A 22,383-nucleotide genomic window follows, 5' to 3' on the forward strand; every position below is an offset into this window, starting at 1 on the left:
ATGAAACGAAGCTGGAAGCGCGCCGGGCCCGCCCTGGCCTGCTGCCTTTTGGCGGCGGCGCTGTGCCTGCTCTACCGATTCGACAATAAGTATACCGCAAGGGCGGCTTTGACGCAAGACGGAGCGGTGGCGCTCTCCGCCGGGGCCGTGGACCGGGGGGTGCTGTTCCCCGCCGTGGACGGCTGGCAGCTCTGGCCCGACCGGCTTCTGGCCCCCGGGGAGCTGGAGACCTCCGGCGGGCCGCCGGTGGAGACCTACATCGGCCAGGCCCTCACCCTGCGGCCCTACCACGCCGACGGCTCCCCTTACGGCGTGGCCACCTGGCGGCTGCGGCTCACGTCGGACCGGCCCGTCACCGTGAGCATGCTCATCCCGGAGGTATACTGCGCCAGCGCAGTGTGGGCCGGCGGCGCTTATCTGGGCGGCACCGGCTCTGTGGAGCCCTACACCCCCCTGGTGGCCGACGGGCTCTACTCCTTTTCCCTGGACGGGCCCACCGAGGTGGTGGTCCAGACCGCCAACTACTCCCACTACTATTCCGGCCTCACCTTCCCGCCGGTGATGGGCTCCCCCGGCGCCGTGGGGCGGTATATGGCCCTGCGGCTGGTCCTCTACGCCTTTCTCTGCTTCTCCTCCCTGGCCGTCGCCCTCTTTTCCGGGGCGGTCTGGCTGGGGCGAAAGGGGCGGCGGGACTCCCTGCACCTCTGGTTCGGGGGGCTGTGCCTGGCCTTTGCCCTGCGGGTGTGTTATCCCTTCGTCCGGGCCGCGGGGGTCCCCCTAGTGTGGCCCCTCTACGCCCTGGAGGACTTGGGGGCCTTCGCCCTGCTCTACTGCGCCGGGCGGATCGTCTGCCGCCTGGGGGGCTGGGAGGACAGGCCATGGGCCCGGTACGGGCTGTTCCCCGTCTCCCTGGCCATGTGCGCGGCGGGGGCGCTGGGCCCCGGCCTGCTCCTCCCCGCCCTGCCCGCCTTCTCCCTGGTTTACGGCCTTCTGGTGAGCTGGTACCAGCTTATTACGGCGGTCCTGCTGCTGGCCCTTGCCCTCCGGGGGGCCTCCGGCAAGAGCGCCGCCCCCCTGTGCGGCCTGGGGGTCTTTGCCGTGACGGAGTTTTTCTCCGTGGTGTGGAACGGCCCCTTCGAGCCCCTCCGGGGGGCCTGGCCGGAGGAGTACGGCGGCTTCGTCCTGGTGCTGTGCTTCGCCTGGCTCATGGTGGAGCGCAGCCGCTCCATGGCCGCGGAGAACGAGCGCCTCACCGACTGCCTCCAGGAGGAGGTGGCCCTGAAGACCGCCTCCCTCACCGCCATGACCCAGGAGCGGGCCCGGCTGCTGGCCGGGATGCTCCACGACCTCAAATCCCCCCTGTCCGCCATCCAGAACTACGCCGCCCTGATCCGGGAAAACGGCGTGCTTTTGGACGAGGACACCAGGGACAAGCTGGCCCTGATCGACAGCAAATGCCGGGACCTGGGCGGACGGATGAAGGCCATCCAGACCGTCAACGCCAGCCGCCCCGCCGCCCTCCGGCCCGAGCCGGTGGACCTGGCCGCTCTGCTGGAGCGCTTCTACCGGCGCAACAAGCCCGATATCGAGGTGGGGGACGTGGATTTCCTCCTCCGCCTGCCGGGGGAGCGGTGCATCCTCCAGGCAGACCCCGCCGCCCTGGAGCAGGTGTTGGAAAACCTGGTCTACAACGCCGTCTCCTTCACGCCCCCCGGCGGGCGGATTCTCCTGTCCCTGGACACGGCGGAGGGCCGCCCGGTCCTCCGGGTTTCGGACACCGGCGCCGGCATCCCCGCAGATGTCCTTCCCCACATCTTCGAGCCCGGCTTCACCACCCGCGCCGGGGACGGTGGACAGGGCCTTGGCCTGGCCATCGTCAAGTCTACCGTGGAGTCTGCCGGCGGCAGCGTCACGGCAGCCTCCACGCCGGGGCTGGGGACGGAGTTTGTCCTCAGGCTTCCACCTTTTTCAGGTTGATCTGGCCGGTTCCGCCCCTGACTCCAGTGATAACGGCCCGGGCCTGTAATCCCCGCCGCGCACTTATCTTAAACAACAGCTCTGGCCGATCCGGCAGGTTCGCAGAACCCATCGGATCGGCCAGAGCTGTTGTTTGCATTGTTTACTCGGCGGCGGACACGCTGTATGCCCCGGATCTCATCAGGGGCGGCCCCTGGATCTGCTTCATCAGCAGGCGGCAAAAATAATCCGGAGGCGGCCAGTTCCCGGTGTCCGGCTCCCGCTCCGGGGAGAGGACAAGCAGGCACCCGTGGGGGATGAGGAACAGCCGCTCCGCCCCCGGATAACGCGTCAATATCTGCTGGTACAACGGCCGCAGGTTCATATAGCCTGTCCCATCGTGGTTTTGGAGGTCGATGTCTCCCCCCTCTTCAGCCGCCAGTGCGAAACAGTCTCCGCAGGCATAGGCCGCCAGCCGTTCGCCCAGGATCCGCACCGCCGGCGCCGAGACCCACATCTGGAAGTAGCGGCCCATCTCCAAGGTCAGCGGCGTCTCGATGGTCAGCTTGTGGAAGCCCTCCAGATTTTCCAGCGTGGAGAGGGCGCAGATATCGGCGGACACCACCAGGGCGCCGTCCACCCTGCGGCAGTAGATGTCCTTTTCAAACCAGTGCTCCCTGGCAAAGGACACTACCTCCGGCTTTCGGATGACATGCATGTCCCCGTCCTTCTCCAGCACGATGGAGCCGTTGCCCTGCTCAAAAAAGGCCAGCATACCGTCCTTCCGCCGCACTTCAGAGCGCCGCCGCAGGACCCGCTTGATCCGAAGGGCCTCCCCTGATATCTGGCAGGTCAGGCAGCGGATTTTTTTGGTCTCAATCCGGATGTAGCCTTCGGGAGAAAACACCGTGTCCGGGTCCACGTCTCCCATCAGAAGGGCGTTGGCCCCAAGGTCACATCGGGCGGGCACGTGACGGTGGGGCCCCCGCTGAAAAGGGCGCAGGCAGCTTACCAGAATCCTGGAACACACCACCCGTCTCGTCCCGTTGTTGGCGGGGACATCCGTGACGCTCAACTCTCCCTCCCGGCAGTTGACGAGGGCCAGCACCCGCCCATCCCGCCGGACATACAAATCCGCCTGGTCCTCAAGCGCCTCCCGAACCGCCGCGCCCAGAGAAACAAACCAACCGCTGACCGCGGGCTGTACATATTCCCGATTCATCCCCATATCATTCCCTCCATACGGCACACCGCAATGCCCTTGCCGCGATCCATCCGTCTTTTCCGCCGTGGTGGTCCGAGCTTCATCGCGCGCAGGCCTCCAAAGCGCGGCGCGCCTTGGAGCGGCACAGCCCCACCGCCTCGCCCATCAGCTCTATCAGCTCAAGGGCGCTGCGGAAATGCTGCTCCCGGTCCGTTCCCATCCAGCGGATGCCCCCCTGCCAGCTGGCGTTTTGGCGGTAATACACATGGACCGTAAGCGCGAGCTGACCTGCCATGCGGCTGAACGCCTGCAGGAGCTGGTCCTGGGGAAGCGGGGTTTCCCGCAGGGGGAAGGCTTCCTCCCCGCCCTTTGACTGCTTGAAAAAGGACCGTTTGGCCAGCCCGCGCTGGGGGAAGTTTTGCTGGTCGAACAGCCGGTTCGCGAGCAGGAGGAACTGGTCAAGCCCGACAAAGGAAACCGCTTCCCTCAGGCAGGGGGTCAGGAAGGCGCCGGACACGTCTCCCTCCGGGGGGACGGATAGTTTCACCATGAGTACGGCCCGGTTGCTGCAATTTACGATCGCGTTGTTCACTGTTGGCCCTCCTATCTCCTTCTCCGCTCTGGGTCCCAGCGGCGGAATGTCGTGTGTGGAACCGGGCGCCGGGGCAGCTGGCGTTTCCCTCCCGTGGAGGACGCCTCCCGGCTGTGTGCCCCCTGCTTCAAACCCGGATATTGTTCAGCAGATAAGGGATATCCCGGTCCAAAAGATTGATCGAGACGAAGCCCGCCATGCGTCCCGCGCTGTACCCCTCGGCGGCCAGCAGGTTCAAATTGCTCTGGCTGGCGCCCCGCCCCACGAGGAAGGCGGTCCACCCCGTGTCCTTCCGTTTCTGCGCAAACTGCCGGTAACTCATGTCGTTGACGCGCACGCTGATAAACATGAAGTCCACATCATGGTTCAAACAAATTTCCAACGCCTGCCGGTAGGAATCGCACCGGAAAACCACCTTGAAATCCGGAAATTCCCCCAATGCCTCCAGCAGCTTCTTTTCCTCTTCTTGCGTCAGTCCGACCAAGAGCGTATTCATCGCCCACTCCTCCCGCTTTTCTATCTCTCTGTCCGCGCCCGGTCACAGCCGCATGATTTTCAAGGCGGGCCCCTGCCCCGCGCCGGCAGACGGGAACCCCGCTTTCAGCGTGAACCCCCCGGTCTTCAGCCCGGCGCTTACGCCGGAAAAGAGCAGCGTGACCGGCACGGCAGCCGTGAGGTCCCCGGTCAGCCGGATCTGCTTGTCAATGACCAGCACGTCGCCGGCCTTGGCCCCGCCCGCCCCATCCGGGGCCAAGAGGGCACGCAGGGTTTGTTCGCTTTCCACGATCCATATTTTCATGTGTCCCTCCTGCCCGTTACCGGCCCTCCTCGGAGGAGGGGCCGGCTGTTCCAATGGAGCCCCCGGTCACGACAGGGTGGGTTCGTAGAAAAAGGTGGAGACCTTCTCTCCCCCGTACTGGGCGGCGTCCGCCTCCAGCGAGATCTTGGCCGCCCCGTTCAGTTTGATGGTCTTGGTCACGATCCCGCCGGTATAGTCGGAGGAGGAGAGCACCCTGCCGTCCTGGTCGTAGATCTTGATGACGGCCGCCCTCTGGCAGGCGAATTGGAAGGTCAACTGCTGATAGCCCGCCACGTCAAAGAGCAGTTGGGAGGGCATCCCGCTGGACGCGGTGTCGTTCCAGAGCTGGTAGGCGACCCCGTTCTGGAATTCCTGAATCCCGGTATCCCCGGAGAACTTGAGCTGGTCGGTGTCCGAAATGATCCAGCTGTACCGCGTCCCGCCGGAGTTGGGGCGGGTCACCAGATAGGTGGGCTGCTGGCTGTCACTGCCCAGCCGCACGGTGTTGCTGGCCTGGTCCCAGTTCACGGCCACCCCCAATAGGTCGCTGACGCCCCGGACAGGCAGGTAGGTGGAGCCGTTGTAGGTGATGGGGTAGACGGCGTTGCCGTTCACGTCCTGGAAGGTCTGGGGCTGGCCGTTGTAAGTGATGGTGATGTCCCGGTTGAGCAGGGCGGAGATGGTCTTGTTGTTGGAGGCGGCGTAGGCCCCCGCCGTGGTGCAGAGGGCCATGGCCAGGATGGCGGCCGCCGCTCTCACGCGCTTCTTCATATCGCTCTCTCCTCTGTTTCAAATTCATTCCGGAAGCGCAGGACGAAACGGGCGGTCAGGCATTTTTCCAGGGCGTCCGGCCCCGCGCCGCAGTCCTGCCGCCTGTGGGGGCCGGATCCCGGCCCGTCAGGTCCTTTCGCTTGTGTGAAAGCCGTAGGGGGCAGGCGGCTCGCCTACCCCCTACGGTTTCCTTTCTTACTTCTCCCGCAGGGCGGTCCACTTCTCAGCGCCGCTTTCTTTGGTGAAGTCATGGGCATTGGTGGCCTCGATGACGTCATAGTATGCCCAGTAGGTCTTTGCCAGGTCGGGGAAGGCCTTCACATCCTCGGAGGCGTCGATGTAGTCCTCGTCCGCCACCCGCTCCAGCATACGGTTGGTGATCACCGCCGCCTCGGCGCGGCTGATGGGGTTGAGGGGGCGGAAGGTACCGTCGGTGTAGCCGGTGATCCAGCCCTTGGCCGCCGCGGAGGTGATGTACATATAGGCCCAGTTCTCCACGGGCACGTCGCTGAAGGTCTTGTCCCCGCCGGAGACCTCGCTGAACCGGGCGATCATGGCGGTGAACTCACTGCGGGTGATGGCCTGGTCCGGCTTAAAGGTGCCGTCCACGTAACCCTTGATGATCCCCTTGCCCGCAAGGACCTGCACCGCCTCGGCGTACCAGGCGCCCTCCTCGATGTCGGAGAAGGTGCGCTTGGCCGTGCTGGTGTCGGTCAGCAGGCGGTAGAGCATCATGGCGGTGGAGGCCCGGGTGATGTTGCCGTCCGGATCGAACAGCCCCTCGTCGTTGCCCACCATGTAGGCGAAGTGGTCGGCCCGGTTCACTTCGATGACGGCCTCCCAGCCGGCATAGACGGTCATGTCCTTGGTCAGGGTCACCTGGGTGACCTTGTTTTTCAGCTCCTTGTCAGTGTACCAGCCCAGCAGGCTGTACCCGGCCCGCTGGGGCACGTAAGTGCCCAGCTGGATGGTGGTGCCGCTGGCTTTGGTGACGCTGTCGATCTTGGAGCCGCCGTTGGTCTCAAAGGTCAGGGTGTACTTGGTGGAAGAGCCGCCGGAGGAACCGCCGCCTCCCCCGCCCCCACCGCCGGAGCCGCCGGAATAGCTCCACTGGGCGTACAGGATGACGCTGCCGCTGATGGCAAAGGTGGCTTCGTTGGCGTAGGCGGTGCCGCTGCCGTTGGCGGCGGTGTTCCAGCCGGTAAAGGTGTAATTGCTGCGGCTGAAGGTGTTGTTCAGAACGGTGACCGTGGCGCCCGCGGCATAGGGCGAGTTGGGATCGGTCATGGTCCCGGTGCCGCCGTTTGCGTTATAGGTGACGGTGTAGAGGGCCGTCCCCGTGGACACCAGGGCCATGTCGGCCGTGGTGCCGGCGCCGTTCACCGTGACGCTCATGGTGCCGGTGGTATAACCGGCGGCGGAGGCGGTGAGGGTGTAGGTGCCGTCGCTCACGCCGGTGAAGGCGTAGTGGCCGCCGACGTCGGTAGTGGCGCTCTGCCCGCCCAGGGTCACGGCGGCGCCGGGGATGGCGGCGTGGGTCGCCGCGTCGGTCACCTGGCCGCTGACGGTGTAGGTGCCCACAGGGGGCGTGGCGCCGGTGGGCGTCAGCGCCACGTTGGCGATGGTGTTGCCCCCCGCCACCGTCACGGTGACGCTGCCGCCGGTGTACCCGCTGGCGGCGGCGCTGATGGTGTAGCTGCCGTTGGGCACACTGGTGAAGGTATACTCCCCGGCGGCGTTTGTAGTGGCCGTGCCGCCGTTGCTGCTGGTCACCGTGGCCCCGGCGATCACGGCGCCGGTGGCGGCGTCGGTCACACGGCCGGTGATGTCGAAGGAGTTGGCCGTCCCGGTGACGTCCACGCCCAGCATCCCGGTGGCCTCCACGTCCAGGGCGGGCCCGGGGGCGGTATAGTGGGTCATTTTCCTGATGTAGATGCTGCCGCTGCCCGAGCCGATGCCGGTCACCCGCAGCTTGAGCACGCCGCCGTCGTTGATGGCCGTCACGGTGATATTGCCCGCGGTGGTCATGGTAAAGTTGGCGGTATCCTGATAATCGCTGTACGGAATGTTGTGCAGGGCCGTGGCGTCGTCGCTGATCTGGTACTTGGGGGTCACGGTGAGGGTCTGGCCGTCGGCCACGCTCAGACTGGTGAGCAGATTGCCCATATCGTCCTCATAGACGATCCCCACCGGAGCCGCCGCCCGGACGTATACCACGATCTCCTGCCGGAAGTCCGCGCCGTTGGCGGCGTTGGCGTACTCCAGCCACAGGGAGGTGCTGCCCTCGGCCGCGCCGTGGATGGGGGTGGTGGCCCAGTCGCCAGAGGCAAACCCGTTCACCTTGCCCGGATCGTCCACGCTGGCGATAAAGAAATCGCTCAGGGGCGGATAAATGGTGTCGGGGGCGCCGCTCTCATTGATGATCTCCACAGTGGAGGAGAAGGCCCCCAGCTCCTCCAGCTTCCTGGTGTCCCCCTTCAGGATGGACACCTCGTGGGGAGTCATCGTCATCGAGGTGATGGTCCAGTCCCGCTTGGGCATTCGCACGGTCTCCATGGAGCCGTTCTCCAGGATCAGCACGGTGTAGGTCAAGATCTGATCTGTGTGGAAGTTGGAATACTCGCCCACGTTGTTGCTCAGGTAATACTGGCTGCTGCCGTCGGGAAGGGTGGTCTGGTTTAGATAGTGGGCGGTGAGGGGCAGGAAGCAGACCTCAACGCCGCTGGACCCCGGGGTAAGCTCCTCGTCCTGGACCAGGAAGGACCAGTAATCCACCCAGATCACGGCGTGATAGGCGCCGCTTCCGGCGTCGGCCCCGTCCAGTCCGGTGAGGACCCGCATCATGGGCCTGTTCCACCCGGTGGAGCCGTGGTGGTCGTCCACGAAGGGGATGGTGTTTTTCTTCCCGCCCATCAGCGCGTCCCCGTCGGTCAGGAGGGCGGCGCCGTTGTAGGGGTCCACCGGGCGCACGGTCACGTCGATGGCGTCGTTGCCGTAGACGATGGTCCTGCGGCCCTGGTTGTGGTTGGCCGGGGACAGGCTGCCAAGTCTGATATAGGTATTGTTCAGGTAGCCCACGGTGTCGCCGCCGATGACGGTCCCGGTAAAGGCGTCCCAGGTGGGGCGGTCCGCCGTGGCGCTGATGTCGTTGCCCGCCGCGTCGGTAAAGGTGTCCCCTGAATAGCCCTCAAACTTGATGTCCAGCCACATACTGGGGACATTGATGTAGGTCACCGCGGAGGTGGCCAGGTCTGTCACCCGCAGCTCCGCCGTGGGCTGCATACTGTTCTTGCCGTCGTTAGATGGGTCCCCGTCGGTGAGGTAGGCGGTGGAGCCCACCGTGAACACCACCGGGCGGACCCACAGGTCATAACTGTACGACGCCAGGTTGCGCACCAGCACCGTAACGGTGATGGTGAGGGTCGGATCGGCCTGAGAGGCGATGGTGACGGTGGTCAGCCCCTCGCTGGCGGCGGTGGCGGGCTGCAGGCGCAGGTTTCCGCCGGCGTTGGCCTGGACATCGGCGGTGAGGATGCCGGTATCCATGGCGGTAATGGTATAGTCGGCGGTCAGCTGGGCGGCGGTCAGCTCGGTCCGGGTGGTCACACCGCTGCTGTCGCTGCTGTCCAGGTAGATATGGGCCCGGCTTGTCCCCAGGACCCCGGCGGCGCTGACGTCCGTCATGTAGAAGGGCTTATCGGCGGCCAGGCTGTACACCGTGGTGTTGGGCGGCGCCACCGTGATACCGGCGCTGCCCATGTGGCCCTGGAAGGTGCCGGTGGCGTGGGCGGTGCCGTTGCTGACGCCCCGGACCACCCCCATGCGGTTGACCGAGGCCACGCCGGTGTCATCACTGGCCAGGTCTGGGGCGGCGGCGTACAGGTCGGCGCCGGGGATGGTCTGCCGGGCGGTGACGGTGGGAACCCCTCCGGCAATGGTGCCGAACTGGATCTCCCCCTCCAGCACGCCGTACTCCCCCACCGCAAGGGTCAAATCGGGCTTCAGGTCGAAGCCCACGATGGTGGTGGGGTCCTGGTCGGTGACCAGGGCGGTGGCCAGGCCGGAGACGGTGTTGTCGGGCAGGTAGCGCACCTCATAGCCCGCCGCGCCGGAGTTCAGGCCCCGCAGGGCCAGGTCGGCGTCGGGGCTGGCGGCGAGGACGGCGGACAGGTCCCCCGCCCCCACCCGGCCGCTGTAACTGGGCACCGTGTTGTAACGCCCGCTCACCAGGCTGGGGATCATGGGGATGGTGTCGATGACCGCCCCTGTGATATCCCGCAGCTCCAGGGACACCTCCACGCCCACGTCCTTGGTGGCGTCGGCGGCGGAGGCCGCCTTCTGGAGGAGGACCGGGTCAACGGCCGCCACAAGGGCGCGGGTATAGCCCGTGTCGTGGGGGTCATGGGTGTGGTTGACGATGGTGACGCTGGTGGTGTTGCCGCCGCCCAGCGCCAGGGTGAGGGTCTCCAGCCCCGCAGCCGCGCCCGCCTTCTGGGTCAGGGCCAGATAGTCCCGGCCCGCCACGGCGGCGAAGCCGTATTCGTTGCTGGCGCTGGCGGCCGATCCGCTGCTGGCCCACCGCTGGGTCAGGGCGTGGAGCTGGGCCATGCTTAAGGCCTGGTTGGTGGCGGTGTCGTAGACGGCCACGTTGACCGTCTCCCCCGGCCACAGCTCCACCACGCCGGGGCGGGCCTCGATGGCCCCCAGGCTGGAGCCCGCGCCGGTAACGGTGACGGCAAGGTCGGCCGTGGCCCCCGCCACGCCCCCCGCCAGGAGCGGGGTCACGGCGGTCAGGGTGCCAGTGGCGGCGGTCACCACGTTGGCCCCCGTCACCTGGATCTGAGTGCCCGCCACGCTCTTGCTGGCGGTGGCGGAGGGGAAGGCGGTCTCGTCAAAGACGATGCCGTCCGCGGGGTCGATGACGGCCCCCAGGTTCCCGTTGTCGTCCTTCAGCCGCAGCTGGGCGCTGCCGCTGCCGCCGGAGGGCAGGTTGAGGGTATCGGGGTCGAAGGCGATGCCGTTGGCCCCCACCACATACACCTTCACCTGCTTGCTGTTGCTGGTTCCCAGCAGGGTGAACACCAGGTTGGTGGCCCCCACCCGGGAGCCGGTCACGGTGTAGGTGTTGGCGGCGGCCCCCTCGGTGAGGTTGGCCGTGGTGGCGGATGCCGACGCGGCGGTCAGATAGGGGCGCAGATCCCCTGTGAAAAGCCCGGGATTGTCCAGGGAGACGGTCACCGCCCCCGCGGCGCCGCCGCTTTGCAGCCACATCCTGGAGGGGGTCACGTTGAGGGCCGCGTTATTGTAGAGCACCAGCACGTTGACCGTGTCCGTGCCGATGAGGGCGGTGGCGGTCAAATCGTTCACCCGGGTCTGATGGGAGCCCATCCCGTTGGGCGGATAGGCCCGGACCGAGCGCTGGTTGGCGGCGCTGATCTCCAGGTCCGCGCCGGTGGTGGTCATGGTGAACATGCTGTTGGGGATGTCATAGGCCTCGTTGGCGTAGACGGCCTTCACGGTAAAGACCCGGGTCTCCCCGCCGGACATGACGGAGTACGCCGGGGACAGCTCCAGACGGCCCCCCGCGCCGTTGTCGGCCACCAGAAGGTCCACGTGGGCCCGATAGGTGGTGCCACCGGTGGTGTAGGCCACCGTCAGGCCGCTGACGCCGCCGGAGACGGCGGTCACGGTCACCTCGTGGGCGGCTGTCCCCGCGGCCTGGGCCACACGGCCGTTGTCGGGGGTGCAGACGGCGCTGGCGTAGGGCACCTGGGTGTCGCCGGGGTCGATCGTGCCGTTGTTGTTGGTGTCCAGCCAAATCTCATAGGTGGCGGTATCCGCGCCGTTGGTGACGCTGAGGAAGCCGCCGGTGGCGGTGGTCTCCCGCAGCAGCAGTTGGGCTCCGCCGGACGTCGCGGGAGAGACGTCCACCTCGGCGCCGGCGGCCACAGCGGCGTCCGCCCGCAGCGCGGCGTTCAGGGTGGTCGTGCCCATGGCGACACCCTCCACCGCCTCAGGGTCAGCGGCGCTGAAAGAGGCCACCGACGGATCGTCCAGGGACAAGTTCAGGGCCGCCCCGGGGATGATCTGGTCAAAGGCGGTATAGCTTCCAAAGTGGAGTACATAGGTGGGGGTCATGGTGTCGCCGATCTCCAGGCGGATGGGGTCGGGGGTGATCTCCAGGGTGGTGCTGGCGTCCACCGGCAGGTTGGTGACCAATATCTGGGCCACCGTACCGGTGGAACCGCCCACGCTGGGGGTCAGCTCGGCGATACCCGCGGCCGCGCCGTGCACCGTGAAGGCGTAGAGGTCCCCCGCCTTCGGGGCCACGGTCACGCTGGCGGTGGAGGCGGCCACGGCGGACAGGGTGCTGGGTACCTTCTCCGGCGTGCCGCTGCCGCTGTTCACCACCACCACGTCCAGGTCGTCGCCCAGGGCCAGGGTCTCATAGTCCAGGGCGGTCAGGGCGGTGTCCCCGGCCCGCGCCAGATAGATGCCGCCCACCACAGGGCCCACGGAGGGCGCGTCGATGGTGATGGTCATGGTGTGGGATATCTGGGGATGGGCGGTCAGGGCAACCTTGACCACAGCCGAGCCGTAGACCCCAGTCTGGAAGGTCACGCTGCCCTGGGCGTCCACGCCGCCGGTGAGGATGCCGTCGGTGTTGTCCGCCACGCTCCAGGTATAGTTGGTGCGGACCGGGGAGGTGATCTCTCCGGACACGTCCCAGGCTTTGAAGTCCAGCCGGGCGGTCCGGCCGCTCCAGGCGCTTGGGACGGTGACCTCATTGGCCGGGCCGGAGGAGTTCTCCGTGGCGCCGCCGCCGGTGATGCCGGTGAGGCGCACGTCCCCCGCCAGCAGGGGCAGGTCGATGGTGTTGACCACGCTGCCCGGCTGGTAGGCGGCCACGTTGCTGCGCGTGGCGGTGAGGACCGCCTCGCCGGACAGGCCCCGGTAGCCGTCGGGGACGTTGTAGGTCACGGTCACGTTGGCGCCCGCGGGGACGGCGGCCTGCATGGTTTCGCCTGGGTTGGTCCCCACGGCCAGGGTGGTGCCGGAATAACTCAGGGTGGCGGAGCCGCCGTAGACGGTGGCGGTGCTGCCGCTCACGTGGGGCTCCAGCTTGACGATGGCCTGTCTGACCATCTGGATCGTGTAGTCGATCAGGGCCGCCGCGCCGGGCTTCAGCTTGAAGTGGAAGGCCCCGTCCACCACTTCCGCCACTTCCAGCGGAGAGGAGGAGGGCTGGGCGGCGCCCAGGATGACGGCGGTGGTGGTGCCGGTGATGTCGGTGACGTTGACGGAGTCGAACTGGCCCACGTAGCCGTTGGCCGCGGTCTCGTCCAGCCAGACATAGTAGTCCGTATTGTCCTGGAGCCCGCCGCTGGGGGTGGGGCCGATGACCACGCCGCCGCCCACAGACTGGGCGGAGTCGGCGGCGACGCCGTTAGTGGTGCCGATGTGGACGGTCTGGCCGCGCACACCCTCGGCGGCGTCCATGACCCCGTTGCCGTTGATGTCCCGCCACACCTTGCCGTTGAGGCCCAGGGCGGTCAGCTTAGGCAGGGTGACGGTCTGGACATCCTTCAGGTAGCCCAGCTCCGGGTCCGCGTCATAGGGGGCGTAGCCCGGGACGTGGAGGCGCAGGGTGATGTCGGTCTTGGCCCCGTCGAAGCCGTCGCTGGGGTCCACGTCGGCGTAGACCGGCTTGCCCTCCAGGGCCACCGGGGGGATGACGGAGCGCCCCGCCGCGTCCACTTCCAGGGTGCCGATGTCCAGCTTCCAGGTCTGGATGCCGCTGGGATCGGTGGAATCCAGGACCCAGTGGGCGCCGGAGGCGGTGGTCATGGAGGCGTCGGGCTCCAGGTATTGGCTGTCCAGCTCCAGGGTCAGATAGGCCCCGGGGAAGGCCGTCTGGGTGTCGTTGGCGTAGAGGGCGTCCATGGTGACCTGGTTGTCGTAGGCCACGTTGGCGGCGTTGGCCGTCAGGTCGGTGGCCGCCATGTTCACCTGGAGGTAGGGCCGGCCCGTGTAGGCCTGGCCCACCACGCCCTGGCCGTAGTCAAAGCCGTAGAAGCGGGTCTCGCCGGGCAGGATCAGCTTGGGGTCGTGGCGGACCTGGAAGCCGCTGTCCACGCTGGTGTAGTCGCCCCGGCTGGTGTGGCCGTATTGGCCCGCCGGGTTGGAGTAGGAGGACATCCCCCAGTAATCCGCTTTTTCAAAGCGCTCGCCGGGGTAATAGATGTCGCTGCCGATCTGAGGATAAATGGTGGAGACGAAATTCGTGTAGGGGTCTTTCCCGTAGAGATAGCCGGGCAGAGCCTCGTCATAGGCCGTGCTGGCGGGGTCGCTGAGCACACGGGAGCCATAGGCGGCCTTGTTGAAGGTCATGGCGTTCGTGGCGTTGGCCGGCCCGTAGTTCATGGGGAACTGGGGGGCCACGTCCCCCGTGCTGAACTCCTTGATGCCCTGACCCTGGAAGGTGGCGGCGTCGGAGGTGCCCGACCACAGGTCCACGCCCCAGGCCAGGCCGTAGACCTGGGCGGTGTCGGCGCTCTTGTTGGTGGCCGCGATGGTCATGCGCACCATGTCCACCGTGCCCGTCACCGTGTTCAGCGTCAGGTAGACCCGGGCCTCCAGCTCCAGGTTGGAGTTGCCTCTAGCCGGGCCGATTACGCCCCAGACGTCCGGCTTGCCGTCGGGCAGCGGATCTCCGGTGCTGTTGTTGATCCGGTCCTCGGTGTAGGCGCTGGTGACGTTGGCGAAAATCGGGTTGTTTGAATTGGCTCCAGTGGCGTTTTCGAGCGTGTTGTACCTGGTGTAGCTTCCGCTGTCTGTCACAGACAGCTTGGGCGTTTTCCAGTGGGCCGGATCGCTGATATCCGCCCCGGCGTCGGCCACCTCGGCCGTGCCGGTGACGCTCAGCATCCGGTTGGAGGTGCTGAACTGGTATTTATAGCCATTACCACTGTTCAATACCCCCACATCGGCTACATTCCCGTTGATGAATTGGGTGTAGTAGCCGTCCTTGAGGAAGAATACAGGCTTGTAGTCATAGTTGACTCTCATGGGGGCGGTATAGTTGTAGACGCCGGAGGCGTCCGCGGTGGCCGCCTCCATACCGCCGAAGTCCAGCACCGTCACCCCGTCGCCGGGGGCGGTGTTCAGGGTCACGGTGCCCGTCACGGGCCGCAGGTTGCCCGTGGTCTTTGTATATTTGCTCAGGCCCACTGAGGTATTGGACGCCCCCAGCTGGGCATACGCCCATGTGGAGGCCCCCGCCTTGTAGGCCACGACGTAGTTGGTCTGCCCGGCGTAGTAGTCCACGTTGAAGGTCACGGTGGAAGAGCCCGCCGTGCTGGTCGCGGTGGCCCCGTTGCAGTAGACCGTGTAGCCGCCATCCGTGGGGATGCCGCTTACCGTCAGGCTCTTGCTGCTGGTGGGGGCCGCCGGCAGGGGCAGCAGGTCCACGCTGCGCATGGTACTGACGGTGGCCTGCTGGTACATTCCGATGGAGCTCAGGGTCGCGGGGGACTGAAAGGTCAGCACGTCCGACCTCAGATCGATATTGGTGTTGGCCGGGGTCACGGGGGTCTGGGGGACGCCGCTGTCGGCGTAGGGCTGTGGGACCGCCTGGATCTGCGGGCTGCCGCCCGTGTCCCCCTCCGGGCCGGCGGCGAGGGCGGCGGGGACCATCCCCGCCATCAGGGCCGCCGCCAGGGTCAGCGACAGCAGTCTGCGCCGGACGCGGACCCGCGTCTTATCGCATACGATCATAGAATCAAACTCCTTTTCTCTCGCGGTTTCAGTGGGGCCGCTCTCCCGGAGGCCCATGGCAACGCCTCCGGGAGAGTCCCCTGATAGGGAGCGCGGGAATCCATCAGGTCATTTGGCCAGGAACCGGGACAGGAGCACCGCGCACTCGGCACGGCTGATGTTGTTCTCCGGCCGGAAGGTGTTGTCCGTAAAGCCGGTCACAAGCCCCTCGGCGAAGCAGTTCTCCACCCCGGGCAGGGCCCAGGCGGCGATCTCCCCGGCGTCGTCGAAGGTCAACTCCACCCTTCCGGCGTTGGACAGCAGCCGGGCCAGGGTGACGCACACCTCCTGGCGGCTCACGCTGCGGGCGCCGTCGGCGGCGTAGCTGCCGGCGTTGAGGGTACCCAGCATCACGCCGCGGCCGTACACGGCGGCCCAGCTGTTCCTGGCCCAGTCGGGAACGGAGGACCAGTCGGCAAAGTGATCCGCGGCGGCGGAGCGCTCGGCGTCGGTGACGCCCTGCTCCCAGCCCATGCCCTTGGCGATGAAGGCCGCGAACTCGTCCCGGGTCAGCAGGCCGTCGGGATCGAAGAGGCCGCCGCCCTTGCCGCTGGTGACACCCTTGTTCACCAGGTCCATGATCTCCTCATAGGCCCAGTGGTCCTCGGGCACGTCGGTAAAGCCTGCGCCGGGGGTCACAGCGGCCGCCTTCACCGTCAGGGTCGCGGCGGAGGAGGTGACGCTGGTCTTGCTGTCCTTGACCACACAGCGGTACTGGACGCCGTCCATCTCCTCCGTCACGGCGGAGATGGTATAACTGGCGGCGGTGGCGCCGGACACATCGGCCCAGGCCCCGGAGCCGGTCTTGCTCTGCCACTGGTAGGTCAGGGTTCCGCTGCCGCCGGAGGCGGTCACGGCAAAGCTGGCGGAAGCGCCGGATTCGACGCTCAGGCTGGCGGGCTGCTTGGAAATGGCGAGGGCGGTGCTGCTGGAGCCGCCGCCACCGCCACCACCGCCGCCGCCACCGCCGGTGCCGCCGGAGGCGTTCACGGTGAGAAGGGCCGCGTTGGAGGTGACCGTCGCGCCGCCGTCGGAGACCACACAGCGGTACTGGTTGCCGCTCATGGCGGTGGTGGTGCCGGAGACGACGCAGCTGGCCCCGGTGGCGCCGGAAATGGCGGTCCAGGCGCCGCTGGCGGTCTTGCTCTCCCACTGGTAGGTATACACGCCGCTGCCGCCGGCGGCGGCCACGGTAAAGGTGGCGCTGCCGCCCGCCGTCACGGTCTGGTTGGCGGGCTGGGCGGAAATGGCCAGGGCGCTCACATGGAGGCTCGCCACACGGCTGTTCAGGGTGTCCGTGCCGTCCGTGACCTCACAGTAGAACTGGGCGCCGTCGTCGGCGGCGGCCACGGCGGAGACGGTATAGCTGCCGCTGGTGGCGCCGGGGAGGATATCCCAGCTGTTGGTGCCCGTGTTCCACCGGTACCACTGATAGCTCACGGCCGCGGGCGGCAGGGCGGTGGTGGCCGCCGCCACGGTAAAGGCGGCGGAGCCGCCCACGGAGGCGGTCTGGTCAGCGGGCTGGGTGGTGATGCTCAGGGTGGTGGCGGGGGCGTTGATCAGCAGGGACGCCCCGCTGGAGGTGACGGCGGCCGCCGGGGCGGCGCTGTCCGTCACCACGCAGCGGTACTGCCCCGCGTCGGCAGGGCTGGCCGTAAAGCTGTAACTGGCGGCCGTGGCACCGGGGACTGCGGTCCAGGCGCCGCCGCCCGCAGGCTGGAACTCCCACTGATAGGCATAGGGGGCCGTTCCGCCCGCCGCCGCCACGGTGAAGGCGACGGGATCACCGGCCAGGGCCGTGACGCCCACCGGCTGGGTGGTGATGGTCAAAACCGTGGGGACCGCCGTCACGGTGAGGGTGGCCCCGTTGGAAATGGCAGTGGCACCGCTGGAGGAGACCACACAGCGGTACTGGCTGCCGCTGTCCGCCGCCGTGGCGGCGGGGGTGGTGTAACTGGCGTCGTTGGCCCCGGCGATCACGTTCCAGGTGGCGCCGCTGTCGTTGGAACGCTCCCACTGGTAGGTATAGGTCCCGTCGCCGCCGCCGGCCGCCACGGTGAACAGGGCGGAGGCGCCCTCGGCCACGGTCTGGCTGGCGGGCTGGGTCGTGATGGACACGGGGGCGGTCACGGAGCCGCCGGAGACGGAGACCGTCACGGCGGCCGTCCCGCCGTCCGTGGCCGTGAAGGTGATCACGGCGGTGCCGTTGGAGACGGGGTAGACCTCGGTGTCCATCCCCGTCTGGAGAAGGGTGACGGCGGCGCTGGAGGAGACCGCCGTATAGGCGCTCTGCTGGACGGCTCCGTCCTGCCACAGAGTGAGGGCCGCCGCCGGGTCACCGGCGGTCATGCTCAGGCTGGTCACCGGGGTAGCGCCCTCCCGCACCTCATAGGTGTGGACGGTGACGGCGGCGGTATCCAGGCGGGCAAAGAAGGTGACGGCGGCGCCGGAGGCCGGGTCAATGGCCTGATAGACGCCGGTCAGCACGCCGGCGGGCGCCCCCGCGGGGGCGGCGGCGGTGTAGAGGCCGTTGCTGCCCGAGGCGGTCAGGAAGGAACCGGCGGTACCGGTCACATAGGTCAGGGCGGCGGGCTGATATTCCACCGCGGCGGGCACGGCGCCCACGGCGGGGTAATCCAGCCGCCACTGCATATTGACGCTGCCGCCCTCGCTGATCATGTAAGGGGCGGCGGCGCTGCCGGCGGGGGTCAGGGTAACGGCGGGGGTGCGGTCGTGGAGGGTCACCTGCACGACCTGCATCAGATCGCCGCCGTTGCGCAGCTCCACCGTAGCGGTGCCGGGGGCGTTGCCGGTCATCTTCATCACGCCGCCGCTGAGCAGTCCGGCGTCCAGGGCGCTGCCGGAGGTCTCGGTCACGGTGTAGCCGGAGATAAACCCGGGCAGGGGCTCCACCTGGGCGTAATAGAGGTCGGTATTCACGGTGGCCGCGTCCACGGTGAAAGTGATCGTCCGGGCCAGGCCGGTGCCCGGGTCGCCGGGGATGACCACCCCCGCCTTATTGTAGGTATACAGGGTGAAGGTATAGTTCCCCGGCAGGGTGGGGGTGAACACCAGCGTGGAGCTGGGGCCGTAAGTAAAGGTGCAGAAGGCCGGGTTGGCCGGGCTGCCCTCTACCCGCAGGTAGTGGGGGTTCGTCCCGCTGGGGGCGTACCCGCTCATGCCGGGCAGGTAGGCCGCCGTCCCGTTCTCATAGGAGGTCAGGTCCTTGGGCGAGGGGTTCCCCTGCTCCCGGTACTGGATCTTGTAGCTGACAGGGTCCCCCCCATAGATGGGGCCCACCGTCAGGTTCTGGGCCACGATGTCCTCCACCAGGCCCTCCGAGACGGCCACCACCCGCACGCTGTCCTGCACGGGAGAGGGCACCTTCGCGGGATCGGTGGTGTAGCCGGCCAGGGGCAGGGGCAGATTGGCGGTGAAGCTCAGCGCCACCGGGGTGACCGCGTCGCTCAATACGGTCACCTCATACCCCAGCTTTCCGTTGGGGCCGATGGCCAGGGCGCCCACGCTCAGCTTCGCCGGATCGGCGGAGACCAGCGACAGGGAGGCCGCCCCCGTAAAGCCGTCGGGCAGGTAGTTGAGGCTCCGCTTCGCCCCCACCTCGCTGTCCTCAAAGTGGGTCTTGATGGGGGTGGCCGCCCCCTCGTCCATGTACCAGCGGGTATCCACCAGAACGGGGTAGAGCCAGAAGGAGCGGTAGCCGCCGCCCACCGTCGGGGTATTGTCGAAGTTGTACTGGTCGTTGACGGCGTCATAGGACAGGGTGTTGCCGCCCACCAGGCGGACCGCCTCCAGCTTGGCGGCGTCGGGGTCCACCTTCAGCACCAGCTCGTCGCTGGAGCTGTCAAGGTCCTTCAGCGCGTAGGTCTGGTGAAAGCCGTTGGCGGTGTATTTGCTCTCAAATCTCAGCTCATAGGCGCTGCCCCGATCCTTCTGGAGCTTGACCGAGTAGTGGCCGGGCATGATGGTGCCGTCAGAGGCGTTGAGATAGGTGGCGTCCAGCTCCGTGCCGCCGGCGGCGTCGGAGGTGATGGAGATGCGGGTGGTCAGCTCCTTGAGCTTCTGCACGATCTGGTCGGCCGTCATGGACCCGTTCCAGCCGGCCGCCGCGATGGGGGCGGTCATGAGCAGGTTGCCGTAGACCGAGGGCTGCCGCCCCAGCAGGTAGGCCCGCAGGACGTCGTAGGCGTCCGTCCCCACGGCGGCGGCGATGTCGGCCGGGGTGGTGGTGGGGCCCACGGTGGGGTCATAGGTGTCGCAGGTATCCTCCGGCATGAAGTACACGCCGTTTTTGAAGTAGTCGTCCAGGCCCGTGGTGTCGCCCAGGATGGCGTCCAGGTCCTTTCCGTCGGTGTACTTGACCTTGACGCGCAGCTTCAGCTCCTCGCCCACGTAGGCCTGGTCCACCAGGTGCACGCCGCCTCCCTGGGGAGTGATGCCGCCCACGTAATCGCCCGCGCCGTCGTGGTAGAGCTCCACCCGGACGGACTCCACCAGGGGCTCCACCACCCGGACGGGCACGGACAGGGTCATGGTGGTGCCGGTGACGGCGGTGGTAAAGCCGTGGTTTTTCCCGTTGACCGGCAGGATGGTGCCGGTGACGGTGTAGCGCATCCCGAAGGTGATGTCCGCGTTGGTCTCAGGCGCGTCGGCCATGGAGTTCTTGGCGCTGACCGCGTAGGGCGCGCTACCGCTGCCCGAGTCCAGCTGGCCGGCGTCCACCGTCACGCCGGTGGGGACCATATAGTCCTGCCAGTCGCCGGTGAGGGGGTCCTGGCTCATGATCTCCGTGTTGGTGAAGGTGAACACGGGCCAGACCTTGGCGGACAGGCCCCGGGGGATCTCCAGCACGGGGACGCCGCCGGAGGCGTTGGCCGGGTCATCCTTCCACACGGTGGTGGTATCGATGCTCCCGAACACGCCCGTTCCGGCCCCGTCCGGGGTCTCATAGTAATAGGTCATGCCGTTGATGCGGGAATTGCCCAGGGTGACGGGCAGGGCGGCGCTCTTGCCGCCGCCGCTGACGGTGACCGTGGCGGCGCTGCCCGCCTTCGCGTCGTTGACGCCGCCCCGGTCGGTGGCCGTCACGCTCAGGATATAGCCCGACCCGGTCACGGCACTGAGCAGGCTCCCGTCGCTCCCGGCGGGGGTGAGGGCGCTCACGTCGCTCACCAGCTCCAAATCGTCGTTGCTGTACACCGCGCCCACCTTGAACCGCTCGGTGGTGCCGATGTCCACGGTGGCGGCGGTCAGCTCTGTGCCCCCGGAGGCCAGCCAGGCGGTCCGCTTCACGGTCCCGACGATGGCGGCGTCTCCCGGAAGGAACACATATTCCTTCAGCGTGCGGCCGGCCACGTCGATGGCAAGGCCGATGGCCCGGGTGGCCGAGCCGTCGTTGACGCTGGCCACCGCCTGGGCGCCGGTGACGCCGCCGCTGCCGCTGTCCGCCGTCACCTCCAGGGCCCGGGTGCCTTTCCAGTTCATCCGCACCCCGGCGTGGAGCTTGTCGCTGGCCACAAAGTCATCCACCAAGGGCGCGGAGGGGAAGGTGCTCCCAGGATTGTCGAAGTCATACCAGTGGGACAGGGGCCCTCCGGCCACCAGATACACCCGGCCGCTGGAGGGATACTTCGCCGCCAGCACGAACACGGCCGTGGTGTTCTCCTCCATGAGGGCGGGGCCCGCCGCGGCGTCCCTGTCGTAATCCGCGCCGTCCCAGGTGTACCGGGAGACCAGCGTACCCACGGCGCCGTCGTTGATATCGGCCTCCAGGTCGGAGCCGGCGTAGGCGCCGTCCAGCTGGTAGACCAGATATTCCTCGGCCTGGGCCTGGACGTTGGCCACGCTGAAGGTCAGCGGCGCGGCCGCGCCGGTCACGTTCACCGTGACGGTATGGGTGGCGCCGTGCTCGGCGGGCACCAGGGAGGTAACCGTCAGCGCGGCGTCGCCGCTGGCCGTCCTCACCCGCTCCACCCGGAAGTTGGCGCTGGTGCAGGAGGCGGTGATCAGGGTCAGGTATTCGGCGCCCAGTGGCGTGTGGGTGGTCTCGTCCACCAGGCGCAGGTAGGTGGTGTCGGTATAGCCGCTCAGCCCGGCCATGGTCTGGGAGGCCACCCCTGTGCCGCCGTCGACCAGGAGGACGTTGGAGGCGCCGCTGGTGGCCGCCAGGTAGGGCGTCTCAGCCGTCGTGCCGTTGACCACCTCAAGGGCGATGTCGGTGGGGAGGGTCAGCACGTTGACCGCGAAGGCCATCTCCACCCGCCTGCCCGTGGCGGCGTTCTCCGTGACCCGCAGGGTGTAGGTGTCCGCCGGAGTGCCCAGGGGGATCTCCACATTGATCTCCAGCTCTTGACCGCTGGCGGTCACGCTGGCGGCGGGAACCGTCAGCAGCAGAATCCCCATGCTGTCAAACACCTCGTATGTAAAGTCCGACGGAGCTCCGGCGGCCATCTGCGCGCCGTCGTTGTCAAACTTTTTCAAAGTGAAGTTCTCATTGCCGCCGGCATAGATCATCGGCGTGGCGGAGGCGGTGGTCAGGGTGTAGCTCACATCCCTGACCTGGAGGTTGAATCTCACCGTGGCATAGACCCCGGTGCCCCCCACGGCGGTGAGGTTGAGGTCCAGCGTGTGGGCCCCCTGGGACAGTCCGTCCAGCGTCGCGGCAGGGATGGTGGGGCTGGACACCGGGGCACCCCCGTCCAAGCTGTACGTCACCACGTCCAGGAGCGAGCCGGGCACCGTGGCGCTCAGCTCACCGCCGGTGGCGGCGTCCTGGATCGCCAGTTTGTCCGTCAGGTCGCTGATGGTGACGGCGGCGGGGGCCTCTTTGTCAAAGACCACGGTATTATCCTCGCCGGTCCTGACGGCGATGGTCTTGCTCCCGTCGATAAAGGTGTTCCCCGTGTCCACCAGGACCGGGGCGGAGCCGGTCACTTCCGTGACGTTGGTCCCCGTCAGATTGACATAGGCCAGGCCCGGGAATTCGCTTGTCAGCTCTCCCAGATCCACAGCGCCGGCCACGTCCTGGCCGGTGAAATCCAGGCCCGCCGCGCCGGCGGACGGCCCCATCGCGGTCAGTGCCGCGTCCACAGTCGGGTTGGTAAACGTGGTCGAGCCGTAGGCGAAGGCCGACGGGACCATCCCCATCAGCATCGCCAGCATGACCAGCAAAGCCAGACTGCGTTTGGTAAGAGTTTGCTTTACCATGTTTTAAGTTCCCTCCATATC

Annotated in this window: 8 protein-coding genes; 1 reads left to right on the top strand and 7 read right to left on the bottom strand. The window is 67.4% G+C overall.

Annotation, left to right across the window (positions count from 1 at the left end; translation table 11 throughout):
• The gene (locus tag AAEU42_RS06045; protein WP_342232640.1) at window positions 1-1,977 is read left to right on the top strand and encodes a sensor histidine kinase; all 1,977 of its coding nucleotides are present in this window, start codon (window positions 1-3) and stop codon (window positions 1,975-1,977) included.
• A gap of 142 nt (window positions 1,978-2,119) precedes the next feature.
• Here the strand turns inward: AAEU42_RS06045 and AAEU42_RS06050 are convergent, their stop codons facing one another.
• The 7 genes from AAEU42_RS06050 to AAEU42_RS06080 form a co-directional block, all read right to left on the bottom strand.
• A complete protein-coding gene (locus AAEU42_RS06050; RefSeq protein ID WP_342232641.1) occupies window positions 2,120-3,184 on the bottom strand; it encodes a hypothetical protein in 1,065 nt (354 codons plus the stop codon).
• Between the two features lie 76 nt (window positions 3,185-3,260).
• Window positions 3,261-3,752 (bottom strand): hypothetical protein, encoded by a 492-nt coding sequence (locus tag AAEU42_RS06055; RefSeq protein ID WP_342232642.1) that lies wholly within the window; start codon window positions 3,750-3,752, stop codon window positions 3,261-3,263.
• Window positions 3,753-3,879: 127 nt separating this feature from the next.
• Window positions 3,880-4,248, bottom strand: a complete 369-nt coding sequence (locus tag AAEU42_RS06060) for a hypothetical protein (RefSeq protein ID WP_342232643.1) — start codon at window positions 4,246-4,248, stop codon at window positions 3,880-3,882.
• A gap of 42 nt (window positions 4,249-4,290) precedes the next feature.
• Entirely contained in the window at window positions 4,291-4,551 is a 261-nt protein-coding gene (locus tag AAEU42_RS06065) for a hypothetical protein (protein WP_342232644.1), read from the bottom strand.
• A gap of 66 nt (window positions 4,552-4,617) precedes the next feature.
• Window positions 4,618-5,322 carry a stalk domain-containing protein gene (locus tag AAEU42_RS06070; protein ID WP_342232645.1) on the bottom strand — a complete coding sequence of 235 codons (705 nt, stop codon included), beginning with the start codon at window positions 5,320-5,322 and terminating at the stop codon, window positions 4,618-4,620.
• Between the two features lie 195 nt (window positions 5,323-5,517).
• Window positions 5,518-15,099, bottom strand: coding sequence for an S-layer homology domain-containing protein (locus tag AAEU42_RS06075; RefSeq protein ID WP_342232646.1), 9,582 nt, complete (start codon window positions 15,097-15,099; stop codon window positions 5,518-5,520).
• Window positions 15,100-15,207: 108 nt separating this feature from the next.
• Complete coding sequence (locus AAEU42_RS06080) at window positions 15,208-22,362, bottom strand: S-layer homology domain-containing protein (RefSeq protein ID WP_342232647.1); 7,155 nt, start codon at window positions 22,360-22,362, stop codon at window positions 15,208-15,210.
• Window positions 22,363-22,383: the final 21 nt, after the last annotated feature.

It is taken from the genome of Pseudoflavonifractor phocaeensis, from assembly GCF_038439875.1.
In the GTDB taxonomy this organism is placed as follows: Bacteria; Bacillota; Clostridia; order Oscillospirales; family Oscillospiraceae; genus Vermiculatibacterium.

Bases quoted from the DNA above. Each gene is read 5' to 3' on its own strand.
- AAEU42_RS06060 (WP_342232643.1), bottom strand. From the start codon at position 4,248: ATGAATACGCTCTTGGTCGGACTGACGCAAGAAGAGGAAAAGAAGCTG.
- AAEU42_RS06080 (WP_342232647.1), bottom strand. From the start codon at position 22,362: ATGGTAAAGCAAACTCTTACCAAACGCAGTCTGGCTTTGCTGGTCATG.
- AAEU42_RS06075 (WP_342232646.1), bottom strand. From the start codon at position 15,099: ATGATCGTATGCGATAAGACGCGGGTCCGCGTCCGGCGCAGACTGCTG.
- AAEU42_RS06070 (WP_342232645.1), bottom strand. From the start codon at position 5,322: ATGAAGAAGCGCGTGAGAGCGGCGGCCGCCATCCTGGCCATGGCCCTC.
- AAEU42_RS06050 (WP_342232641.1), bottom strand. From the start codon at position 3,184: ATGGGGATGAATCGGGAATATGTACAGCCCGCGGTCAGCGGTTGGTTT.
- AAEU42_RS06065 (WP_342232644.1), bottom strand. From the start codon at position 4,551: ATGAAAATATGGATCGTGGAAAGCGAACAAACCCTGCGTGCCCTCTTG.
- AAEU42_RS06045 (WP_342232640.1), top strand. From the start codon at position 1: ATGAAACGAAGCTGGAAGCGCGCCGGGCCCGCCCTGGCCTGCTGCCTT.